The following is an 18,737-nucleotide window of genomic DNA, read 5'->3' as shown; positions in this document are numbered from 1 at the left end:
ATCAAGGTCAGGCAACCTGGCTCAACGCCACCTGTTCTGTGGAAGCCGCCGGCTCTTCTTCCCTGGGATGGGTTGCAGGCCCGACCATCAGGTGCTCGGTCAGCTCTTTGAGCTTGGTGTCAAGCTCATTGAGCACATTCTCCTGGTCTTCAATCTCGGCAATCCGCTCGTCCAGGCCAGATGCGGCCTGCTGGATACGCTCAATCGCTTCGAGCCTGCGCCCGAAATTGCGGCGCCGCTCGCGCAGCTGCGCATCCAGTTGCGAAGCCGCCGACTTGTTCCAGAGCTCCACTTCGCCCAAGGCGGACTCATACACGACACGCAGGCGCGTGGCCAGCGCCCGAACCAGCCGCTCGGAAAACTCCGCCTGCGAGAGTTTGAGCATATTGCTGACCCCGAGGTATTGCAGGTGGCTGCGCTGTATGAGCTCCAGATCGTTCACATACCGGGTCAACTCGGGCTCCTTGGGAGCTTGCAGCGAGAAGCTGAATTCAGCATTCAACTGCCGAAAAGAGGCGGTCAGCATGGACTGGATTTCGCCACTGAGGATTTGGCACTTTTGCAGGCCCTCGCGCAGCCGCGAAAAGGTCTGACCGTAAGCCTTCTTCACGCCGAGCTTGATGCCCGACTTCTTGAGCGTGGCGGTCAGCTCGGCCAGCTCGGCCTTCAGCGTCGGCGTGCTGAGCAGGTTGAACATATCCCGAAGCAATTTAAGGTGCACGGACCGCACCGCATGTATTTTGGCGCCGCTGGTGTCAAACTCGCCCTGCTCCTGCTCGATGCGCGTGCGCATGTGCTTGATCACCGAGATGTTTTTACCCCTCAGGCCGCGCAGCTCAATCATCTGCTCGGCCAGATCACGCCGGCGAATATGCATGGCGCGCCCCGCCTCGACTCTCAGCTCGCCAATGCCGCCGGCCACTGCCGTGCGCAGGATCTTCTGGCGCTGACCCATCACACCCTGCGCCAGCGCAAGCTCAAGCACCGGCAAACGGCTGGCCTGCAACAGCGCCTTGTCGCCCGTCACTTTGGCAAGCAGTCCCTTTTGCGCAGAAACGGGAATGACCTGCGACTCGGGCAGTCCCAGGATTTCGGCCGATGTCACCCTTTGCCGGTCAATTTGCGCCTGCACCTGCTCGGGTGTGCTCAAGGCGTCCCACATGGTGTCGATCTTGTTCAGCACTACTAGGCGTGCGTCGCTGGCATCGCCCTCGGTGATGAGGTGTTCGCGCCAGATGGAAAGGTCGGATTTGGTCACACCCGTATCGGCGGCGAGGATGAACACCACCGCATGCGCCTGGGGAATCAGGCTGACGGTCAGCTCAGGCTCGGCGCCAATTGCATTCAAGCCCGGCGTATCGAGGATGACCAGGCCCTGCTTGAGCAGGGGATGCGCAATGTTGATCAGTGCATGACGCCACTTCGGCACCTCGATCAGGCCATCGGCGCCTACCAGGGGGTTGTCTTCGGGGGTGCTGTCGTTCCAGAACCCGAGCAGGCGGGCCTCTTCCTGGGTGACATGCCGGACTTCGGCGACCTTCTCGAGCGCCTGCGCCAGCTGGGCCGGGTCGTTCACGTCCAGGTCAACGCGCGTCCACTTTTCGGGCACCATCCGCCATTCCATCAGCGCCTGGGTCTGCAGGCGCGTCTCGATCGGCAACAGGCGCAGGCAGGGCGGCACATCCGCGTCATAGCCCAGCTCGGTCGGGCACATGGTGGTGCGGCCGGCGCTCGCCGGCATGATGCGGCGGCCATAGCCGGCAAAGAAGATGGCATTGATCAGCTCGGATTTGCCACGCGAAAACTCCGCCACAAAGGCCACCATGACCTTGTCGGAGCGCACCTGCGACTCCAGCCTGTGCAACCGCTCTTCCACCGCGGCGTCGAGCAGGTCATGGTCTTTCATCCACTCGGCAAGCAGCTTCAGTCGCAGGGCAAATCCGCGTCGCCATACGCCGTGCTGATCAAATTTTTCGTTAAAAGACATAGTCAACTGTGTGGATGTGAGCGGTCAATATAGCATCGCCCACCCGAAACAACCATGGGCTTCCTCTGTGGAACGCTCACGGTTTCTGGCAACTGGCGCAATAAAAAGTCGATCGCTGGCCCTGCCGAATACTTTTGATGGGCGATCCGCACACCTTGCAGGGCATGCCGGCACGGTCGTACACCATGGCGTCAAGCTGAAAATGACCCGCCTCGCCCTGGGCGTTGGAAAAGTCCCTGAGGGTACTTCCCCCTTTTGTAACGGCCTGTGTCAATACCTGCCGAATGGCGCGGTGAAGCAACGCTGCACGCGGTTTGCTGATGCGGGACGCCTTGGTGGTAGGCCGGATACCGGCCAGAAACAGCACCTCCGATGCGTAAATATTGCCCACCCCCACCACGGCCTCGCCGCCCAACAAGACCTGCTTGATGGCGGTCTGCCTGGGCTTGAGCGCCTGATGGAACACCGCCGCGTCGAACGCGTCACTGAGCGGCTCGACACCCAGCCGGCCCAGGAGCTTGTGGGCCACGGCGTCGTGCTCGTCTCCGGCATACACCACGGCGCCGAAACGGCGCGGGTCGTTCAGGCGCAAGGTTCCAAGGCTGGTCACCATGTCAAAGTGATCATGCTTGCCAGGCAAGGAAAGGCCCGAGCCAAAGCTCACGCTGCCGGACATGCCAAGGTGAATCAGCAGCAACCCATCGCTCAGGTCGACCAGGAGATACTTGCCGCGGCGGCGCACAGCCAGCACCTGCAGGCCCACGAGACGCTGCGCACTGCAGCCCAGCGGCCAGCGCAGCGGTTTTCCCATGGATACCGCCTCGATGCGGGCGCCCGCAATGCGGTCTGCAAAACTCAGGCGGGTGACTTCAACTTCGGGCAGTTCAGGCATGGCTCACAGTCAGGCGGTAACAAACATCAACCCGCGGGACAGACCCTGAGGACAAGAGGGAAAACGCATCCGCGGAGCTTCAATTATCATGGGTTGATGAAGAAAAGACTTAGCCGTGTCCTCGGCTGCCTCTACCTCGCCGCCCCCTTGGTGCTGGCGCAGACCCAAGCGCCCGCGCCCGCCGCACCTTCCGGGCTCGCCGAAGCCAAAGCAGCGCAGGACGCAGCGCCGCCCTCCTCACCGCTCGATAGCGCACTGTTTTACCAGCTGCTTGTGGGTGAAATCACCACGCAGGATGGAGAGCCCGCCGCGGGTTTCGCGCTGATGCTGGACGCAGCCCGCAAAACGGGAGAGGCCCTGCTCTACCAGAGAGCTACCGAAATTGCCCTGCAGTCGCGCTCCGGCGACGCCGCGCTGCAGGCCGCGCAGGCCTGGAAGCAGGCCCAGCCTGCCTCGCGCGAAGCCAACCGCTATGTGCTGCAAATCCTGATCGCACTGAACCGCATTGCCGAAACAGCAGCCCCCCTGAAAACCGAGATCGGCCTGGCGCCGGAGGCCGAGCGCAATGCGGTCCTGGCCGTAGTGCCGCGCGCCTATGCCCGCGTCACTGACAAAACACTGTCCAGCACCGTGGTGCAGGAGGGCCTGGAGACCTACCTGAACAATCCCGCCACCGCCGGCGCCGCCTGGGCCACCGTGGGCCGCATGCGGCTGGCCGCAGACGACAGCAACGGCGCACTCGACGCGGCCAAACGCGGCCAGGCCGCCGACGCTCGTGCTGAAGGCCCGGCCATGTTGGCGCTGGAACTGATGGACCCCAAACTGGCCGAGGCGGAAGACCTGGTCAAGAAATACCTTGAAGGCAACGCCAAGGCCCTGCCCGAATTCCGCATGGCGTATGCGCGGGCCCTGCTGGATGCACAGCGCTATGCAGAAGCGGCGACCCAGTTGCAGGTGGTGACCCGTGAAAAACCCGACTTCCCGGAAAGCTGGCTGGTGCTGGGCTCTTTGCAACTGCAGGACAACCAGCTCGCGCAGGCGCAGGCCTCACTGCAACGCTATGTCGCACTGGCGGAGCAGCAGGCCGCGGAGGCTGACCGCAATCGCGGCCTGGCCCAAGCCTATCTCTCGCTGTCGCAAGTGGCTGAAAAACGCAAGGACTTCGCGGCCGCAGAAAACTGGCTGAACAAAATCGAGGATGCCTCTGAACTGACGGCGGCGCAAACCCGCCGCGCCTCCATTCTGGCAAGCCAGGGCAAGCTCGAAGAGGGCCGGCAGCTGATCCGCCAGCTGCCGGAACGCAACCCCGCCGATGCACGGCTCAAACTCAATGCCGAAGTCGGACTGCTTCGCGACCTCAAGCAATACCGGCTTGCCCATGATGTGCTGGCGCAGGCCCTGACCAAGACGCCCGATGAACCTGAACTGCTGTACGACCAGGCCATGATGGCCGAGAAACTTGCATCGCTGGGCGAGATGGAGCGCCTGCTGCGCAAGGTCATCCAGCTCAAGCCCGATTACCACCACGCTTACAACGCGCTCGGTTATTCGCTGGCAGAGCGCGGCGTTCGCCTGCCGGAAGCCCGCGAACTGATCCAGAAAGCGCTCGGGTTCGCGCCGTCCGATCCCTTCATCAAGGACAGCCTGGGTTGGGTTGAATACCGCATGGGCAACAAGACCGAAGCGCTTCGCATTTTCGAGGCTGCCTACAAGGCCAAACCCGACGCGGAAATTGCCGCGCACTACGGGGAGGTCCTGTGGAGCATGGGCCAGCGCGAACGGGCGACGGCAATCTGGAAGGAAGGCTTGCTGCTGAACCCCGACAACGAGACCCTGCAGGAAACCCTCAAGCGCCTGCGTGTGAAGCTGTAACCCCGGATCCCTGCCCTTGTTGCTCCTCACCCGCCTGCGTTCAGCCCTTTTTTCAGGCTGCCTGATTGCTACTTTTTCCGCTACTTTTTTGATAGCAGGATGCGCTCATCCTCCGGGAACAAAAGGCATAAGTGACTCCAAAAACGGTTTCTGGGCCGGCCGTCTCAGCCTGCAGGTGCACAGCGAACCCGCACAGTCTTTTTCGGCCAGTTTCGAGCTCAAGGGCCAGCCGGAGCGTGGCGAGCTGACACTCATCAGTCCGCTGGGCAATGTCCTCGGTGTACTGCGCTGGTCACCCGGTGAAGCCATCCTGGATTCAGGCAACGAGAAGCTGCAACACTATCCATCGATCGATGCCCTGACGGAGCAGGCCACGGGCGCGGCCTTGCCGCTGGCTGCGCTGTTTGGCTGGTTGCAGGGGGACCACGCCAGCGTCAACGGCTGGTCTGCCGATTTGTCCCGCCACAGCGAGGGCCGCATTTCGGCCAAAAGAGCCCAGCCCACACCACCGGCCGACCTTCGTGTCGTGCTGGATCAATAAGGTCCGGCGCCGGGTCTGCTCAGCGCTAACGAATTGCCAGCGGATTGCCAACGGATTCACGGATCAAACGGATCAAACGGCTTAATGGATCAAACGGATTTTTCAGACGTGACACGCCCCGCCAGTGCCTCCCGTTCTTCGGCTTACGCGCGCCCGCTCAAAGCCATTTACGACGTTCCCGCCCCCGCCAAGCTCAACCTGTTTTTGCACATCACGGGCCGGCGGGCCGATGGCTACCACCTGCTGCAGTCGGCCTTCATGCTGATCGACTGGTGCGACACCCTGCACTTTGAGTTGCGCACAGATGGCCAGATCAGCCGCGCCGACCTGGGCGATCCGGGCCATCCCGGCAGCACACCCGAACCGCTGCCCGCCGAAGATCTGGTCGTACGGGCGGCCAGGGCCCTGCAGGTAGCTTGCGGCACCTCCCTGGGGGTTCACATTGGCCTGGAAAAACGCATACCCTCGCAGGCGGGCATGGGAGGCGGCTCGTCCGACGCGGCGAGTTGCCTGCTGGCGCTGCAACGCCTCTGGGGTGTGACGTTGCCTGCCACGGAGTTGCGCGCGCTGGCCCTGTCGCTGGGCGCGGACGTGCCTTTTTTCCTCTCGGGCGGACACGCCTGGGTCGAAGGGATTGGCGAGAAAATCACCCCCATCGCACTGCCGGCGGCGCGGTTTGTGGTGGTCAAGCCTTCAGCCGGGCTCTCCACGCCCGCTATTTTCAGTGCACCGGAACTCAAACGCGATACAGAAACTGCTACAATCCAAGGCTTTGCTGCAAATGCAGAAGGTCAGGTCTTCGGATTTGGTCGCAACGACTTGCAGCCGGTTGCCCAGGCACTGTGTCCGCCGATTGGCCAATCACTCGATTGGCTGTCAGCGCAACACCTTGAGGGACGAATGACCGGCTCGGGAAGTGCTGTGTTTGCGCTACTGCCGCACGATGTAGATCTGACAGATTTGCCGGGACACCCTGGCGACTGGAAAATTCGCAAGTGCAGCAATTTGCAAGCGCATCCCCTGGCCGGTTGGTAATAAAATAACCGCTCTTGGGAATGTGTTTTCAAGCGACCATGAGTCAACAGGTTATAGGTCGGTTGTTGGCAAGTTGCGTTGTCTGGTTTCAGACTACGCTTCAAAGGCAACAGTTGTCCTGTGTAGGGGTGTCGCCAAGCTGGTTAAGGCACCGGATTTTGATTCCGGCATTCGCAGGTTCGAATCCTTCCACCCCTGCCAAATTTCTGATCTGCCATGAAGGCGGGTCGCAGATCCGCCCGGTGCGGGTCTGCATGACTGACGGAACCCCTTAGGTTCCGCTTGACTACAGGCCCGCTTGGCGGGTCTGTGTGTTTTTGGAGACACAGGCAACCGGTGCTCACTGCCAAGTTCCTGTAGCAACGTGTTTCCCCGGTGCGTATTGTTGCCGTGCGCAAGTTGATTCGATAAAAATTTCCGCCGCGTTCAAGTCCTCTTCAAGTTCGATTTCAGCTGGGCCTCACATGCAAACGCACCATCCCGACTTCATGGTTTTCACCGGCAATGCCAACCCCAGCATGGCCTCCGAGATCGCCCAGCACCTGGGCATTTCACTGGGCGCTGCCCATGTGGGGCGTTTTTCCGACGGTGAAGTCACCGTTGAAATCCAGCAAAACGTGCGGGCCCGTGACGTGTTTGTGGTGCAGTCGACCTGTGCGCCGACCAACGACAACCTGATGGAACTGCTCATCATGGTCGATGCGCTCAAACGGGCGTCGGCCGAGCGCATCGCCGCAGTGATTCCTTATTTCGGCTATGCCCGGCAGGATCGCCGCCCGCGTTCGGCGCGCGTGCCGATCACTGCCAAAGTGGTGGCCAACATGCTGCAGGCCGTGGGCGTGTCGCGCGTCCTGACGATGGACCTGCATGCCGACCAGATCCAGGGCTTTTTCGATATTCCGGTGGACAACATTTATGCCTCGCCGGTGCTGCTGGGTGATTTGCGCCAGAAGAATTACGCCGACCTGATGGTGGTCTCGCCTGACGTGGGCGGCGTGGTGCGCGCCCGTGCGCTGGCCAAGCAGCTCGGCTGCGACATGGCCATCATCGACAAGCGCCGTCCCAAGGCCAACGTGTCGGAAGTGATGCACGTGATCGGCGATATCGAAGGCCGCAACTGCGTGATCATGGACGACATGATCGACACGGCCGGCACGCTGGTCAAGGCCGCCGAGGTGCTCAAGGAGCGTGGCGCCAAAAAGGTTTACGCGTATTGCACGCACCCGATTTTTTCGGGCCCGGCCATTGGACGTATCACCCAGGGTGACGCGCTGGATGAGGTGGTGATCACCAACACCATTCCATTGAGCCAGAACGCGCAAGGCTGCAAAAAGATTCGCCAGCTCTCCGTGGCGCCGCTGATCGCCGAGACGATCCAGCGCATTGCCAGGGGAGAGTCGGTCATGAGTTTGTTTTCGGACCAGGACAACCTGTTCTGATCCGAAACAAAAAGGTGGCTGCGCAACCCTTGGGGTTGGGCAGCCTTTTTATGTCGGGGTGAGCTGGTCGCGGCCTGCCCTTTAATGGAGAAGATTATGAAATTCGTCGCTTTTGAGCGCGCAAAGCAGGGCACGGGTGCGAGCCGCCGTCTCCGCATCACCGGCCGCACGCCCGGTATTGTTTACGGTGGCACCGGTGAACCGTCGCTGATCGAACTCGATCACAACGCACTGTGGCACGCCATCAAGAAAGAAGCTTTCCACGCCTCCGTCCTCGAGATGGAAATGGGCGACAAGACCGAGAAGGTTTTGCTGCGCGATCTGCAAATGCACCCGTTCAAGCAACAGGTCCTGCACATCGACTTCCAGCGCGTTGACGCGAGGACCCGCCTGACCATGAAAGTGCCACTGCACTACAGCGGCGAAGAAGAGTCCCCGGCTGTCAAGGTCGAGAACTGCCTGGTCAACCACGTGCTGACCGAGCTGAGCATCTCTTGCCTGCCCAAGGATCTGCCGGAATTCATCGACATCAATCTGAGCGGCCTGAAAAAAGGCACCTCGCTGCACGTCAAGGACATCACGCTGCCCAAAGGCGTGAAGTTCGTCGCCAAAGGCGGCCAGGACAACCCGGTGCTGGTGTCCGTGTCTGCCGTCTCGGAAGAGGCCGAGGCTGATGCCGCTGCCGCAGCGGCGGCTGCCGTGCCTGTGGACCCTAAAGCAGCCAAGGCTGCTGCCGCCAAAGAAGCCAAGGCTGGCGCCAAACCTGCTGCCAAGAAGTAATTCCCAGCCAGCGGTATTGGCCTGAAAAGGTCAGCGGCCCTTGTCCTCCCCGGAGGCCAAGGGCCGTTTTTCTTGAGGGCCACGCTCTGCTGCACCGATAATCCCGGTTGCGGGCCGCACCGCTTTCTCCCCTTACACACAGCATGATCAAACTCTTTGTTGGCCTGGGCAACCCGGGCGCCGAATACGAGGCTACGCGCCACAATGCCGGCTTCTGGTGGATAGACGCGCTCTCGCGCGAATTGAAGGCGCCGCTCAGCCTGGACAAGAGTTACCACGGCCAGGTCGCGCGCACCACCCTGAACGGGAAAACCGTGTGGCTGCTCAAGCCCCTGACCTTCATGAACGTCTCGGGCAAATCCGTGGCCGCGCTGGCCCGGTTTTTCAAGATCTCGCCCGAAGAGGTGCTGGTGGCGCACGACGAACTCGACATCGTGCCCGGGCAGGTCAAGCTCAAGTTTGGCGGCAGCCACGCGGGCCATAACGGCCTGCGCGACATTCATGCCCAGCTCGGCACCGACGACTACTGGCGCCTGCGCATCGGGGTGGGGCACCCGGGCGTGAAGGCCGAGGTCATCAACTGGGTGCTGAAAAAACCATCGCAGGAACACCGCGTGTCCATTGAAGAATGCATTGACCGCGCCCTCAAAGCCGTGCCAGCCCTGCTGGCAGGCGAGATGGAAAAAGCCACCATGCTGATTCACACCAGCCAGCCACCACGGCCCAAGCCACCGCGCAAGACTGACCCGGAAGACTGAGCGTCACGCTGAGCATCACGGGGAAGTAGCTATTATTTTGATAGCTGATACCTAATAGCTGATTCCTGATAACGGCCGCGTTTTAACCGCTCAAGGCAGGTTTTGCTGATGATCCGGCGCGCTTTCCCGCGCTGCCCGGCAATCGCCTGAACTACCGGGCCACCACTACCGGAATGACGGCCTGCAGGCGCTGGTACTTTTGCCAAAGCGTTTCCCGGGTTTCAACATGCTGCGGATTGACCGGGATGCAGGCCACCGGGCAGACCTGCACGCACTGTGGTTCGTCAAAATGACCAACGCATTCCGTGCATTTGTGCGGGTCGATTTCGTAGATTTCCTTGCCCAGGTAAATCGCCTGGTTGGGACATTCAGGCTCGCACACGTCGCAGTTGATGCACTCGTCGGTAATCATCAAGGCCATGTTCAGCCTCCTTTCGATCCAGCCGCATGCGCAGCACCCAGCGCCGCTGCCACCGCCGGACTCACCATCTGGCGGACATCACCGCCCAGCTTGCTGATCTCGCGCACCAGCGTGCTGCTGATGCATTGCAGCGCCGCATCGGGCAGCAAAAAGACGGTTTCCACCTGCGGCTGGAGCTTGCGGTTCATGGCGCCCATTTGCGCTTCGTAATCAAAATCCGTCACGTTGCGAACGCCCCGCACCACGGCGCAGGCGCTGTGCGCAACGCAAAAATCCATGATCAGCCCCTCAAAGGCCAGCACCCTCACGCCGACGATGTCGCGGGTGGCCGCCTGTACCTGCTCCACACGGTCCTGCAGCGAGAACAGGGTCTTCTTGTGGTGGGCCGCCGCGACCGCAATGATGAGCCGGTCAAACAGCTTGCCGGCACGGCGCACCACGTCGTCATGGCCGAGCGTGAAAGGGTCAAACGTGCCGGAATAAACAGCAATGCGTGGCGTTGGCGGCGGGGTGGCGGGCATGGGGGAATTATGCCCCGCCGGCCTCGGGCGCGGGTAACCCCAAGCCGAACAGGGCCGCAGCCGCCCTGCCCTGGCGGCCAGCCGGCGCCTCAACTGTCGATGCGCACCAGCAAATGGAAATGCACCGCACCCGCCTTGCCGCTGCGGTGTACCCGCAGGCCCAGCGGCTGCAGTTCCTCATCGAGCCAGTGCCGGGGTGCCTCCAGGTAGACAAGGCCGGTAGGCCCCAACACCTGCACGGCGGCTTTCAGCGCGGGCTCAAACAGTTCGGACTCAAACGGCGGGTCCAGCAGCACCAGCTGCATGCTGGCCGCGGGCAGCCGCCGCAGCAGGCCCACGCCGTCGCCTCGCTCGATCCGCACCATGCCGGCCTGCAATTGCGTTTGCAGGGCCTTGAGCCGCAACACCAGCCCGAGGTCCTGCTCGCACAGCAGCACATCTGTCGCGCCTCGCGAGGCCGCTTCAAATCCCAGTACGCCGGTGCCGGCAAACACATCAACGCAGCGCCAGCCGGTCAGGTCCTGGCCCAGCCAGTTAAACAGGGTTTCGCGCACGCGATCGGGGGTGGGACGCAGGCCGGGCTTGTCGGGCACCGGAAGTTTGGTGCGTTTGTACTGCCCACCAATGATGCGAATTTCGCCAGGAGGTTTGGCTTTGCGCGCTACCACCTTGCCCGACCTGGCGGGCTTTTTTTCAGTTTTCTTTTCAGTTTTCTTTTCAGTTGCCAGTGCGGTGTATTTCATGGCGCGGCTCCCAGAATCACGGTAATCATCTTTTCGGGTTGTAATTTGCGGGCAAAAGCCGCCTTGATGTCGGCCACCGTCACCTTGTCGACCTGCTGCGTCCAGGTATCCAGGTAATCGAGCGGAAGGTTGTTCCAGGCGATGCTGGCAATGTTGTCGAGCAGTTTGCGGTTGCTGTCAATGCGCAGCGCGAAGCCGCCGATCAGATTGGCCTTGGCGGCCTGAAGTTCGGCCTCGGTAGGCCCGTTGGCCACGAAGTCATTCACCACCTGGCGCACGATTTGCACGGCCTGCGCGGCCTGATCGGGCCGGGTTTGCAGGCCCACGGTGAAACTGCCGGCATGCAGGCCGGGCGAGAAGTAGCTGGAGACCCCGTAGGTCAGGCCGCGCTTTTCCCGCACCTCGCTGGACAGGCGCGACACGAAGCCGCCACCGCCCAGGATGTAATTCCCCACGGTCAGCGCGAAATAGTCCGGGTCGGCCCGCTTGAAGCCGGGCTGGCCGATCAGAACATGGGCCTGTGCCGAATCGAAGGGAATGCGCTTCTCCTGCGCCTCGGCCAGCGGCGCCACTTCGGCCACAACCAGTGCAGGCGGCAGGCTGGCGCAGGGCACTTGCGGCAGGCGCGCGAGCAGCCGCGCGGCGATGGCATCCGCCTGCGCCCGCGTGACGGCGCCCACCATGCTGATGCGCGCGCGGCAGGCCACCACGCCGGCCGCGTGGGCCGCCCGCATGTCAGCCACGCTGATGCTGGCCAGACTGGCTTCCGTCACCTGGTAGCCGTAGGGGTGGCTGCCATACACCGCCTGGGCATAGGCGCGGCCAATCACGCTGGCGGGGCGGGTGTAGGACTCCTTGAGCCCCGCCTGCATGCGCTGGCGCTCACGCTGCCAGATCGCCTCGGGGAAAGACGGCTCGGCAATTTCGCGTGCAGCGAGTGCCACGGCCTTGTCCAGCAGCTCGGGCTCGGTCAGCGAGCGCAGTGAAAATCCCATGCGATCCGAACTGGCGCCGGCCCCGAATTGCGCGCCCAGATCAGCCCAGGCTTCGCTCAGCGCGTTTTCGTCCATGGGCGGTTCAAAGGCCCCCACGCTGGCCACTGCGTGTGCGCCGCTGCCCCCCGAGGGCGCGCTCGCGCCTTGGGACGGCCTTGCGGCGCGAGTGTCATTCCCGCGCACACCCTTGTCCAGCATGCCCGCCGTCACACCGGCCAGCCCCGCCTTGTCAGGCGGGTCGCGCCGGCTGCCGGCGTCGAAATCAATCTGCACATCCACCATCGCAATGGCCGGGCTTTCCACCAGGTAGACCCTGGCACCGCTGGGCTGGGTCCAGTGCTGGACGGGAATGGCGGCCAGCACGCCGGACTGACAGCAAAGCGCCAGCAAGCCTGCCGCCCCCGATAAAAGGATGCGGGGGACCCTGGTCCTGGCAGCGGTTTTTAGAGTGGCAATCATCATGGCAACAATCGTATTTTTTCGGTTCGTGGCCAGACTCAATGCCGGGTGCCGGCAGCCGGGCCGCGCGGCTGCCGGCGCCGGGAGTTCGGGTCCACGGGCTGCGGCAGCAGGACGGCGCTGGTCAGTTGCTCGTCGCCGAAATATTTGGCTGCCACGGCCTGCACTTCACCACGGCTGACGGTACGCAGCCTGGCGATCAGGCGCGTTGCGGCATCCAGCGGAAAGCCCTGCATCCAGTTGGAGCCGAGCTCGCGCGCCTGGCTGAACACCGAGTCGAGCTTGTAGGTTTCGCTGGCAACCCACTGGGTCTTGACGCGCTGCAGTTCTGCCTCGCTGACACCGTCGCGCGCAATGAGGGCCACCTGCTGGCGCAAGGCGTCCGCCACCTGCGCGGTGGTTTTGCCTTCTGCAGGGACGCCATCGAGGGTGAACAGCTGCGGCCCGCGGCCCAGCAGGCCATTGGATGCGCCCGCACTGTCGGCCACGCGCCCTTCGCCCTGCACGAGCGCCCGATCCAGGCGCGCACCACTGTAACCGTCCAGAATCGCGGCCAGCACGGTCAGGGCCAGCGCATCCCGGCCGGCCGCAGGCGGGGGCGCCGGTGCAGGCAATGCGGCGCCGGCCGGGTCCGCCAGATCCGCCGCCTCGAGCTTGGGCACCTTGAAGACCAGGTTGACATAGGCCTGGCTCGCGGGGGCCTTGAAGTCCAGGCGCCGCATGCCGGCCTGCTCGGGCTCACCGCGCGGTTTGCGCACGGGCACCGGGCGCGCCGGAATGCCGCCGTAGTATTTTTCGGCCAGCCGACGGACCTGGGCCACCTCCACATCACCGGCCACCACGACGGCCGCATTGGCCGGCACATACCAGCGCCGGTAAAAATCACGCACATCGGCCGGGGTCATGGCGTCCAGATCGCTCATCCACCCCACGATGGGGCGGCGATAAGGGGAAGCCATGAAGGTGATGGCCGTCGCCTGCTCCAGCAGCATCGCGCGCGGCGACTCCTCGGTGCGCAGGCGGCGTTCCTCCTTGATCACCTCGATCTCGCGCGTGAACTCGTCGTCCGGCCACTGGTTGCCGGCAAAACGGTCGGCTTCCAGCCGCATCACATCTTCAAGTTTCTCCGCGGGAATCTGCTGGTGGTAGCCGGTGCCGTCGCGGCTGGTGAACGCATTGTCACGCCCGCCCAGCGCCGCCACCCGCCTGGAAAATTCGCCGGGCTTCACCGTGGCCGTGCCCTTGAACATCATGTGCTCCACCGCATGAGCGACGCCCGAGGTGCCATCCACTTCGTCCATGGACCCGACGCGCACCCAGAGCATGTGCGCAACGGTAGGCGCGCGGTGGTCCGGCTTGACAATGACCGTCAGGCCGTTGGCCAGCGTGAATTGCTCCACAGCCGGGGCTTGCGTCTGCGCACAGGCTGCCGTGCTGACGCAGGCGGCCAGTACAACGGGCAGGAAAGACGCGGAAATCAGGGAAACAATGCGCTGGGGGAGGGGTACTGAAAGCTTCAAAAGGGCTGGCCCGGGGGGTTTCATAGAATGGTGCGACTCACAAGCATACCCAATGTTCAGTTTTTTCAAGAAAAAATCCCCTCCCCCCGCACCGCCTGCGCCCCAGGCATCCCCTGCGGCTACCGCGACCCCAGCCGATCCCGCCCCCGCGCTGCCCACGGCCCCGCTCAACCAGCCCGGCAGCACGGGCGGGCTGATTGGCAGCGCGCTGGTCACGCCGATTGCCATTCCTGTGCCCGATGCCGTGGCGCCGGAGCGCCAGCGCTGGCTCAGCAAGCTTCAGGCGGGCCTGCGTAAAACCGGCTCCAGCATTTCCACCGTTTTTACCGGCAGCCGCATTGACGACGAGCTGTACGAGGACCTTGAAACCGCCCTGCTGATGGCCGATGCCGGCGTGAAGGCCACGGAATACCTGCTCGCCGAAGTCAAGCGCCGGGTCAAGGATGGCGGCATGACACACCCTGTCGCGGTTAAAAACGCGCTGGTCGACGCACTGGCGCAACTGCTCAAGCCGCTGGAACAAGCCCTGGTGATCGGGAAATACCAGCCCACGGTGATCATGGTCACAGGCGTCAATGGCGCAGGCAAAACCACCTCGATCGGCAAGCTCACGCGTCACCTGGCCGCTGAAGGTGCCTCGGTGCTGCTGGCGGCTGCCGACACCTTTCGTGCGGCGGCGCGCGAGCAGCTCAGCATCTGGGCCGACCGCAACACGGTAGAAATCATCAGCCAGGCAGGCGGCGACCCGGCGGCTGTGAGCTTTGACGCCGTGAGCGCCGGCAAGGCGCGCGGCAAGGATGTGGTGCTAGTCGACACGGCGGGCCGCCTGCCGACACAGCTGCACCTGATGGAAGAGCTACGCAAGATCAAGCGTGTGGTGCAAAAAGCTGACACCACCGCGCCGCATGAAGTGCTACTGGTGATTGACGGCAACACGGGCCAGAACGCCTTGAGCCAGGTCAAGGCCTTTGACGAAGCGTTGCAGCTCACCGGCCTGGTCGTGACCAAGCTGGACGGCACGGCCAAGGGCGGTGTACTGGCCGCCATCGCACTGTGGGCCCGGGAGCGCCAGGGGGTCCACCCCGACCTGCGCCCGGTGCCGGTTTACTTTATTGGCGTGGGTGAAAAGCTGGAAGACCTGGAAACCTTCAGCGCCAGGGAGTTTGCACAGGCGCTGCTGAGTTAAAGGCATTTCATGGCCAGCGACAGCTAAAAAATCAAACGGATCAAGCTGATCAAACGGATCAAACCGGCCATTTACAGACCACCAGTGGCTGGCCCGACGGGCCCGTAGCAGCCACTCTTGCCGCGCATGTCCGACCTTGTGACCCGGCCAGAGGATTCTTTACAAGCAGCGATGGCGCGGCGACACTTGTTGCTCCAAGAATCTGGAGTTCCTATGCTTCCTGACACCCCGTTGCTCCTGGCTTTCGTGGGCGCCAGCCTGGTGCTGGCTCTCACGCCCGGCCCCGCCGTCGTCTATATCGTGGCCCGCACTCTGGCACAGGGGCGCTCCTGCGGTCTCGCTTCCGTGCTGGGCGTGGCACTGGGCAACCTCTCCAACGCCGTGGGCGCCGCGCTCGGGCTGGCTGCTTTGTTCGCTGTTTCATCGGTCGCCTTCACCGTGGTGAAATGGGCCGGTGCCGCCTACCTCGTGTACCTCGGCATTCGGATGTGGCGGGCGATGCCGGCCATCGCAAATGCGGCGTTGCAGGCACCGGTGCAGCCCCTGCGGCGTGTCTTTCGCGACGGCTTCATGGTGGCGCTATTGAACCCGAAAACCACCTTGTTTTTTGCCGCCTTTCTGCCGCAGTTCATGGACGCGCACGCCAGCCCGCTGATGCAGACCCTGGCGCTCGGTGGGGTCTTCATCGGTATCGCCGGCTGCACCGACCTCATCTACGTGCTGACCGCAAGCCTCGTCGCACCGCGCCTGCACCGGGCGGCCCGGCACGCCGTCTGGGGCAACCGGCTCGCGGGTACATCCTTCATCGCCTTGGGTGTGCTCACGGCCATGGGCACGCGTCCCACGCGCTAGCCATTGCTACGTCGCCGATGCGGTCTCGCCGTTCGAACGCGAAGATACCTGCCTGGGAGAAGCCCCCGGTCGCGGCGCTGCACGAACACGATGCCCGTTCCTGGCCGATCCGCAGCGCGCCTGTGGCGGCTGCACAGGCCGCCGGCCGACCGCTCGTGGCGCTGGAATCGACCATCATCGCTCACGGCATGCCCTACCCAGAGAAGGTTCGGATGGGTCCAGGAATCACCATGTGCGAACCTGGCTTTCTCGTCGAGAAAATCCGATCTCCGATCTATTTCGCGGCCGCGTTGTTTGCCAGCCAGCTTTCCAGCGAGGTCGTGCCGATCCGCGCATGGGCGCCGGGCGTCAAGGACTTGTCATCGAGGCGCGTTCCAAAATACAGCGCGTCGTCATCCCTGACGACTTCTCGCGGGTCCTGGCTGGCTTGCAAGGTGCGTCGCAGCAGCTCGTCGAGACGGAATGACTGGGGCCCTGCGATTTCACAGGTGTCGTTCAGCGGTGCCTCGGTGGCAACCTTCGCCAGCGCGGCAGCGACATCATCAGCCGCTATCGGCTGCAACCGGGCCGACGACGCACGCACCGTCTGGTCCTGGGTGCTCACATAGGCAATGGATTCCAGGAACTCGAAGAATTGGGTGGCCCGGACAATCGTGTACGGCACCGTGGAGCCCTTGATGATTGACTCCTGGGCCACCTTGGCACGGAAGTAGCCGCTTTCGGGCACGCGCTCGGATCCCACAACCGACAGCGCCACATGATGGCGCACGCCCGCGGCGAGTTCGGTGGCGAGCAGGTTCCGGGTCGACGACTTGAAGAAATTCATCACCGCCTCGTCTTCGAACGACGGCGAGTTGGACACGTCAACCACGACCTCCGCACCGGCCAGCGCCTGGGAGAGTCCTTCTCCCGTCACCGCGTTGACGCCCGACGACGGCGATGCCGCCACCACTTCATGCCCGGCCTGCTGAAGCAAGGCCGCAAGTTTCTTGCCGATGAGGCCACTGCCTCCGATGATCACAACTTTCATGTCAAGTCCTTCATTACGTGGGGGAAATTAAAGACGGCGGCGCCCTGCAACCATCCATACAACACAAGACGTTTGACGATGACGGCTTGTGACAGCGCGGGGTGAAATCTGCTGTGCCCATCGCTGAAGAAAGCCATCGTTCCTTGCATACTGGATGTCGTTCAGCGAGCGAAGAACAAAGCATCGCTCCGGGTCGATGGGTTTGTCCTTCCGTTCAGAGGGTGGGCGCTCATTGGATGGGCTTTTCAAGCACCGGAACCTGCATGCCGATGGCCATGCGATTCCAGGTGTTGATCTGTGCGATCGTCCAGCAGAGCTCGACGATCTCCTGGTCACTGAACTGGCTCTTCAGTGCGTCGAAGTCGGCATCCCGGCTGCCGTGGTACTCGACCAGCCGGGTCGTGGTCTCGGCCCAGTTCAGCGCGGCGCGCTCTCGCTGGCTGTACAGGCCGGTTTCACGCCAGGTCGACAGGCTATTGATGCGCTGCCAGGTCTCGCCATGCTTGCGCAGATCGCGCGCATGCATGTCCAGGCAGAAGGCGCAGCCATTGAGCTGGGACACGCGCGTCTGCACGAGTTCCATCAGGACGGGGCCGAGCGAAGACTTGGCGGTGGTGGCGCTGACGCCGGCCATGGCCTGGTAGGCCTTGGGAGAGATGTCGGTCCAGTGGAGGCGGGGCTCGTTCATGGTTTTACCTTTGAGTCATGGTTGGGATACACATGCTCAAGACGTTTGAGAGGGCTGACTTGTGACATTGAGATCGCGGCCCAATGCCTGGGCGATGCGGGCGAGCTTGTCCGGGTTGCGCTGCGCGTGAATGCGCACGATGCGCTCCCCATCCGTTTCGAGCGTCTGCGCCGACTCCAGGGCGCCATCGATGAAGCGCAGCAAGCCCCATTGACCGTTGAGCACAGCCACTTCGAATCGGACCAGGCCGGGGTAGCGAAGGCTGGTGGCGAGATACAGCTGTGCGATGCGCTGCCCGCCCACCAGCGGCACCCCAAAGCTGGGCACCTTGCCGCCGCCATCGCCGATCAGCTGCGCGTCGTCGGCGAGCATGGTTTTGAGCGCGGCGAACTCGCCGCGCACGGCGGCATCAGCGAACCCCCGCAGCAGCCGCAGCTGGGTCTCTCGAGGGACGGTGTACCGCGGCCGCTGGTCCTGTAGCTGCACCTTGGCGCGGTGAACAAGCTGCCTGCAGGCGGGCTCGGTCTTGCCCAGGGCCTCGGCCACTTCACCATAGTCGGCATCGAACACTTCGCGCAGCAAATAGGCCGCACGGGCCTCGGGAGCAAGGCGCTCCAGCAGTGCGAGGAAGGCCACCGAGACGTCGTCGGCTCGCTCCAGCACCTGCTCCGGCGAGACGGGGGAATCGGAGAGCAGGGGCTCCGGCAGCCATGTGCCGACATAGTGCTCGCGCTGGACCTTGGCTGTGCGCAGTCTGTCGATGGCCAGTCGCGTGGTGATGGAAACGAGCCAGGCCTCCGTGTTGTCCAGACGATCCTGGTCGGCCTCGTGCCATCGCAGCCACGCATCCTGGACGACTTCTTCGGCCTCGGCCGAGGAGCCCAGCATGCGGTAGGCAATACCCTGCAAGCGAGGGCGGAGGCGGTTGAATGTGTCGGTGGCGTCGTTCATAGCTACCCAGACGTTTGACACCACCGTTTTGTGACAGCGACGCCATTTCAGGTGCGAGTCGAAAAGA

At 63.2% G+C, this 18,737-nt stretch carries 18 protein-coding genes, 1 tRNA gene and 1 pseudogene; 10 read left to right on the top strand and 10 right to left on the bottom strand.

What is annotated here, in order from left to right:
• Positions 1–7 precede the first annotated feature (7 nt).
• Together AC1DUR_RS13660 and mutM are read right to left on the bottom strand one after the other, a co-directional pair.
• The gene (locus tag AC1DUR_RS13660; RefSeq protein WP_477719511.1) at positions 8–1,987 is read right to left on the bottom strand and encodes a dynamin family protein; all 1,980 of its coding nucleotides are present in this window, start codon (positions 1,985–1,987) and stop codon (positions 8–10) included.
• 76 nt (positions 1,988–2,063) lie between these two features.
• On the bottom strand, positions 2,064–2,879 hold the full coding sequence (gene mutM / locus AC1DUR_RS13655) for a bifunctional DNA-formamidopyrimidine glycosylase/DNA-(apurinic or apyrimidinic site) lyase (protein WP_477719510.1): 816 nt from the start codon (positions 2,877–2,879) through the stop codon (positions 2,064–2,066).
• A 96-nt stretch (positions 2,880–2,975) separates the two neighbouring features.
• Between mutM and AC1DUR_RS13650 the strand changes: the two genes are divergently transcribed.
• From AC1DUR_RS13650 to pth, 7 genes are all read left to right on the top strand, one after another.
• Positions 2,976–4,751, top strand: a complete 1,776-nt coding sequence (locus AC1DUR_RS13650) for a tetratricopeptide repeat protein (protein WP_477719509.1) — start codon at positions 2,976–2,978, stop codon at positions 4,749–4,751.
• A gap of 16 nt (positions 4,752–4,767) precedes the next feature.
• Positions 4,768–5,292 (top strand): lipoprotein insertase outer membrane protein LolB, encoded by a 525-nt coding sequence (locus tag AC1DUR_RS13645; protein WP_477719508.1) that lies wholly within the window; start codon positions 4,768–4,770, stop codon positions 5,290–5,292.
• 108 nt (positions 5,293–5,400) lie between these two features.
• Positions 5,401–6,327 carry a 4-(cytidine 5'-diphospho)-2-C-methyl-D-erythritol kinase gene (gene ispE / locus AC1DUR_RS13640; protein ID WP_477719548.1) on the top strand — a complete coding sequence of 309 codons (927 nt, stop codon included), beginning with the start codon at positions 5,401–5,403 and terminating at the stop codon, positions 6,325–6,327.
• 124 nt (positions 6,328–6,451) lie between these two features.
• Positions 6,452–6,528 (top strand) — tRNA-Gln (locus AC1DUR_RS13635).
• 263 nt (positions 6,529–6,791) lie between these two features.
• Positions 6,792–7,766, top strand: coding sequence for a ribose-phosphate pyrophosphokinase (locus tag AC1DUR_RS13630; protein WP_477719507.1), 975 nt, complete (start codon positions 6,792–6,794; stop codon positions 7,764–7,766).
• 96 nt (positions 7,767–7,862) lie between these two features.
• Positions 7,863–8,546, top strand: coding sequence for a 50S ribosomal protein L25/general stress protein Ctc (locus AC1DUR_RS13625; protein ID WP_477719506.1), 684 nt, complete (start codon positions 7,863–7,865; stop codon positions 8,544–8,546).
• Positions 8,547–8,689: 143 nt separating this feature from the next.
• A complete protein-coding gene (gene pth / locus AC1DUR_RS13620) occupies positions 8,690–9,304 on the top strand; it encodes an aminoacyl-tRNA hydrolase (protein WP_477719505.1) in 615 nt (204 codons plus the stop codon).
• A gap of 151 nt (positions 9,305–9,455) precedes the next feature.
• Here pth and AC1DUR_RS13615 read toward each other — a convergent pair whose 3' ends face one another.
• The 5 genes from AC1DUR_RS13615 to AC1DUR_RS13595 all read right to left on the bottom strand — a co-directional run bounded on the left by AC1DUR_RS13615 (position 9,456) and on the right by AC1DUR_RS13595 (position 13,987).
• Positions 9,456–9,725 carry a YfhL family 4Fe-4S dicluster ferredoxin gene (locus AC1DUR_RS13615; RefSeq protein ID WP_477719504.1) on the bottom strand — a complete coding sequence of 90 codons (270 nt, stop codon included), beginning with the start codon at positions 9,723–9,725 and terminating at the stop codon, positions 9,456–9,458.
• A 2-nt stretch (positions 9,726–9,727) separates the two neighbouring features.
• Positions 9,728–10,246, bottom strand: coding sequence for a pantetheine-phosphate adenylyltransferase (gene coaD / locus AC1DUR_RS13610; protein WP_477719503.1), 519 nt, complete (start codon positions 10,244–10,246; stop codon positions 9,728–9,730).
• Positions 10,247–10,335: 89 nt separating this feature from the next.
• Entirely contained in the window at positions 10,336–10,989 is a 654-nt protein-coding gene (rsmD, locus tag AC1DUR_RS13605) for a 16S rRNA (guanine(966)-N(2))-methyltransferase RsmD (RefSeq protein ID WP_477719502.1), read from the bottom strand.
• A complete protein-coding gene (locus tag AC1DUR_RS13600) occupies positions 10,986–12,446 on the bottom strand; it encodes a M16 family metallopeptidase (protein ID WP_477719501.1) in 1,461 nt (486 codons plus the stop codon). The genes rsmD and AC1DUR_RS13600 overlap by 4 nt, the downstream gene beginning before the upstream one ends.
• A 35-nt stretch (positions 12,447–12,481) precedes the next feature.
• Positions 12,482–13,987 carry a M16 family metallopeptidase gene (locus AC1DUR_RS13595; protein WP_477719500.1) on the bottom strand — a complete coding sequence of 502 codons (1,506 nt, stop codon included), beginning with the start codon at positions 13,985–13,987 and terminating at the stop codon, positions 12,482–12,484.
• A gap of 28 nt (positions 13,988–14,015) precedes the next feature.
• Here AC1DUR_RS13595 and ftsY point away from each other — a divergent pair, with 28 nt between their 5' ends.
• From ftsY to AC1DUR_RS13580, 3 genes and pseudogenes are all read left to right on the top strand, one after another.
• A complete protein-coding gene (ftsY, locus tag AC1DUR_RS13590) occupies positions 14,016–15,149 on the top strand; it encodes a signal recognition particle-docking protein FtsY (RefSeq protein ID WP_477719499.1) in 1,134 nt (377 codons plus the stop codon).
• 213 nt (positions 15,150–15,362) lie between these two features.
• Positions 15,363–16,001, top strand: a complete 639-nt coding sequence (locus AC1DUR_RS13585) for a LysE family translocator (RefSeq protein ID WP_477719498.1) — start codon at positions 15,363–15,365, stop codon at positions 15,999–16,001.
• A gap of 77 nt (positions 16,002–16,078) precedes the next feature.
• A pseudogene (locus AC1DUR_RS13580) lies at positions 16,079–16,213 on the top strand (pseudouridine-5'-phosphate glycosidase); the annotation flags it as partial.
• A gap of 62 nt (positions 16,214–16,275) precedes the next feature.
• On the opposite strand, the gene AC1DUR_RS13575 reads toward AC1DUR_RS13580, so the two are convergent.
• The 3 genes from AC1DUR_RS13575 to AC1DUR_RS13565 all read right to left on the bottom strand — a co-directional run bounded on the left by AC1DUR_RS13575 (position 16,276) and on the right by AC1DUR_RS13565 (position 18,670).
• Entirely contained in the window at positions 16,276–17,031 is a 756-nt protein-coding gene (locus tag AC1DUR_RS13575) for an SDR family oxidoreductase (RefSeq protein WP_477719497.1), read from the bottom strand.
• A 229-nt stretch (positions 17,032–17,260) separates the two neighbouring features.
• Positions 17,261–17,719, bottom strand: coding sequence for a carboxymuconolactone decarboxylase family protein (locus AC1DUR_RS13570; RefSeq protein WP_477719496.1), 459 nt, complete (start codon positions 17,717–17,719; stop codon positions 17,261–17,263).
• A 36-nt stretch (positions 17,720–17,755) separates the two neighbouring features.
• The gene (locus tag AC1DUR_RS13565) at positions 17,756–18,670 is read right to left on the bottom strand and encodes an RNA polymerase sigma-70 factor (protein ID WP_477719547.1); all 915 of its coding nucleotides are present in this window, start codon (positions 18,668–18,670) and stop codon (positions 17,756–17,758) included.
• Positions 18,671–18,737: the final 67 nt, after the last annotated feature.

Source organism: Polaromonas sp. P4_F4, from assembly GCF_056401355.1.
Note: the sequence above shows the minus strand (reverse complement) of the source record. Positions and strands in the feature narration are given on the sequence as shown.

What these genes read in the sequence shown, in the direction of transcription:
- AC1DUR_RS13600 (WP_477719501.1), bottom strand. Translation starts at nt 12,446, where the DNA reads ATGATGATTGCCACTCTAAAAACCGCTGCCAGGACCAGGGTCCCCCGC.
- AC1DUR_RS13595 (WP_477719500.1), bottom strand. Translation starts at nt 13,987, where the DNA reads ATGAAACCCCCCGGGCCAGCCCTTTTGAAGCTTTCAGTACCCCTCCCC.
- mutM (WP_477719510.1), bottom strand. Translation starts at nt 2,879, where the DNA reads ATGCCTGAACTGCCCGAAGTTGAAGTCACCCGCCTGAGTTTTGCAGAC.
- coaD (WP_477719503.1), bottom strand. Translation starts at nt 10,246, where the DNA reads ATGCCCGCCACCCCGCCGCCAACGCCACGCATTGCTGTTTATTCCGGC.
- AC1DUR_RS13660 (WP_477719511.1), bottom strand. Translation starts at nt 1,987, where the DNA reads ATGTCTTTTAACGAAAAATTTGATCAGCACGGCGTATGGCGACGCGGA.
- AC1DUR_RS13625 (WP_477719506.1), top strand. Translation starts at nt 7,863, where the DNA reads ATGAAATTCGTCGCTTTTGAGCGCGCAAAGCAGGGCACGGGTGCGAGC.
- pth (WP_477719505.1), top strand. Translation starts at nt 8,690, where the DNA reads ATGATCAAACTCTTTGTTGGCCTGGGCAACCCGGGCGCCGAATACGAG.
- AC1DUR_RS13650 (WP_477719509.1), top strand. Translation starts at nt 2,976, where the DNA reads ATGAAGAAAAGACTTAGCCGTGTCCTCGGCTGCCTCTACCTCGCCGCC.
- AC1DUR_RS13585 (WP_477719498.1), top strand. Translation starts at nt 15,363, where the DNA reads ATGCTTCCTGACACCCCGTTGCTCCTGGCTTTCGTGGGCGCCAGCCTG.
- rsmD (WP_477719502.1), bottom strand. Translation starts at nt 10,989, where the DNA reads ATGAAATACACCGCACTGGCAACTGAAAAGAAAACTGAAAAGAAAACT.
- AC1DUR_RS13630 (WP_477719507.1), top strand. Translation starts at nt 6,792, where the DNA reads ATGCAAACGCACCATCCCGACTTCATGGTTTTCACCGGCAATGCCAAC.
- AC1DUR_RS13615 (WP_477719504.1), bottom strand. Translation starts at nt 9,725, where the DNA reads ATGGCCTTGATGATTACCGACGAGTGCATCAACTGCGACGTGTGCGAG.
- ftsY (WP_477719499.1), top strand. Translation starts at nt 14,016, where the DNA reads ATGTTCAGTTTTTTCAAGAAAAAATCCCCTCCCCCCGCACCGCCTGCG.
- AC1DUR_RS13570 (WP_477719496.1), bottom strand. Translation starts at nt 17,719, where the DNA reads ATGAACGAGCCCCGCCTCCACTGGACCGACATCTCTCCCAAGGCCTAC.
- AC1DUR_RS13565 (WP_477719547.1), bottom strand. Translation starts at nt 18,670, where the DNA reads ATGAACGACGCCACCGACACATTCAACCGCCTCCGCCCTCGCTTGCAG.
- AC1DUR_RS13575 (WP_477719497.1), bottom strand. Translation starts at nt 17,031, where the DNA reads ATGAAAGTTGTGATCATCGGAGGCAGTGGCCTCATCGGCAAGAAACTT.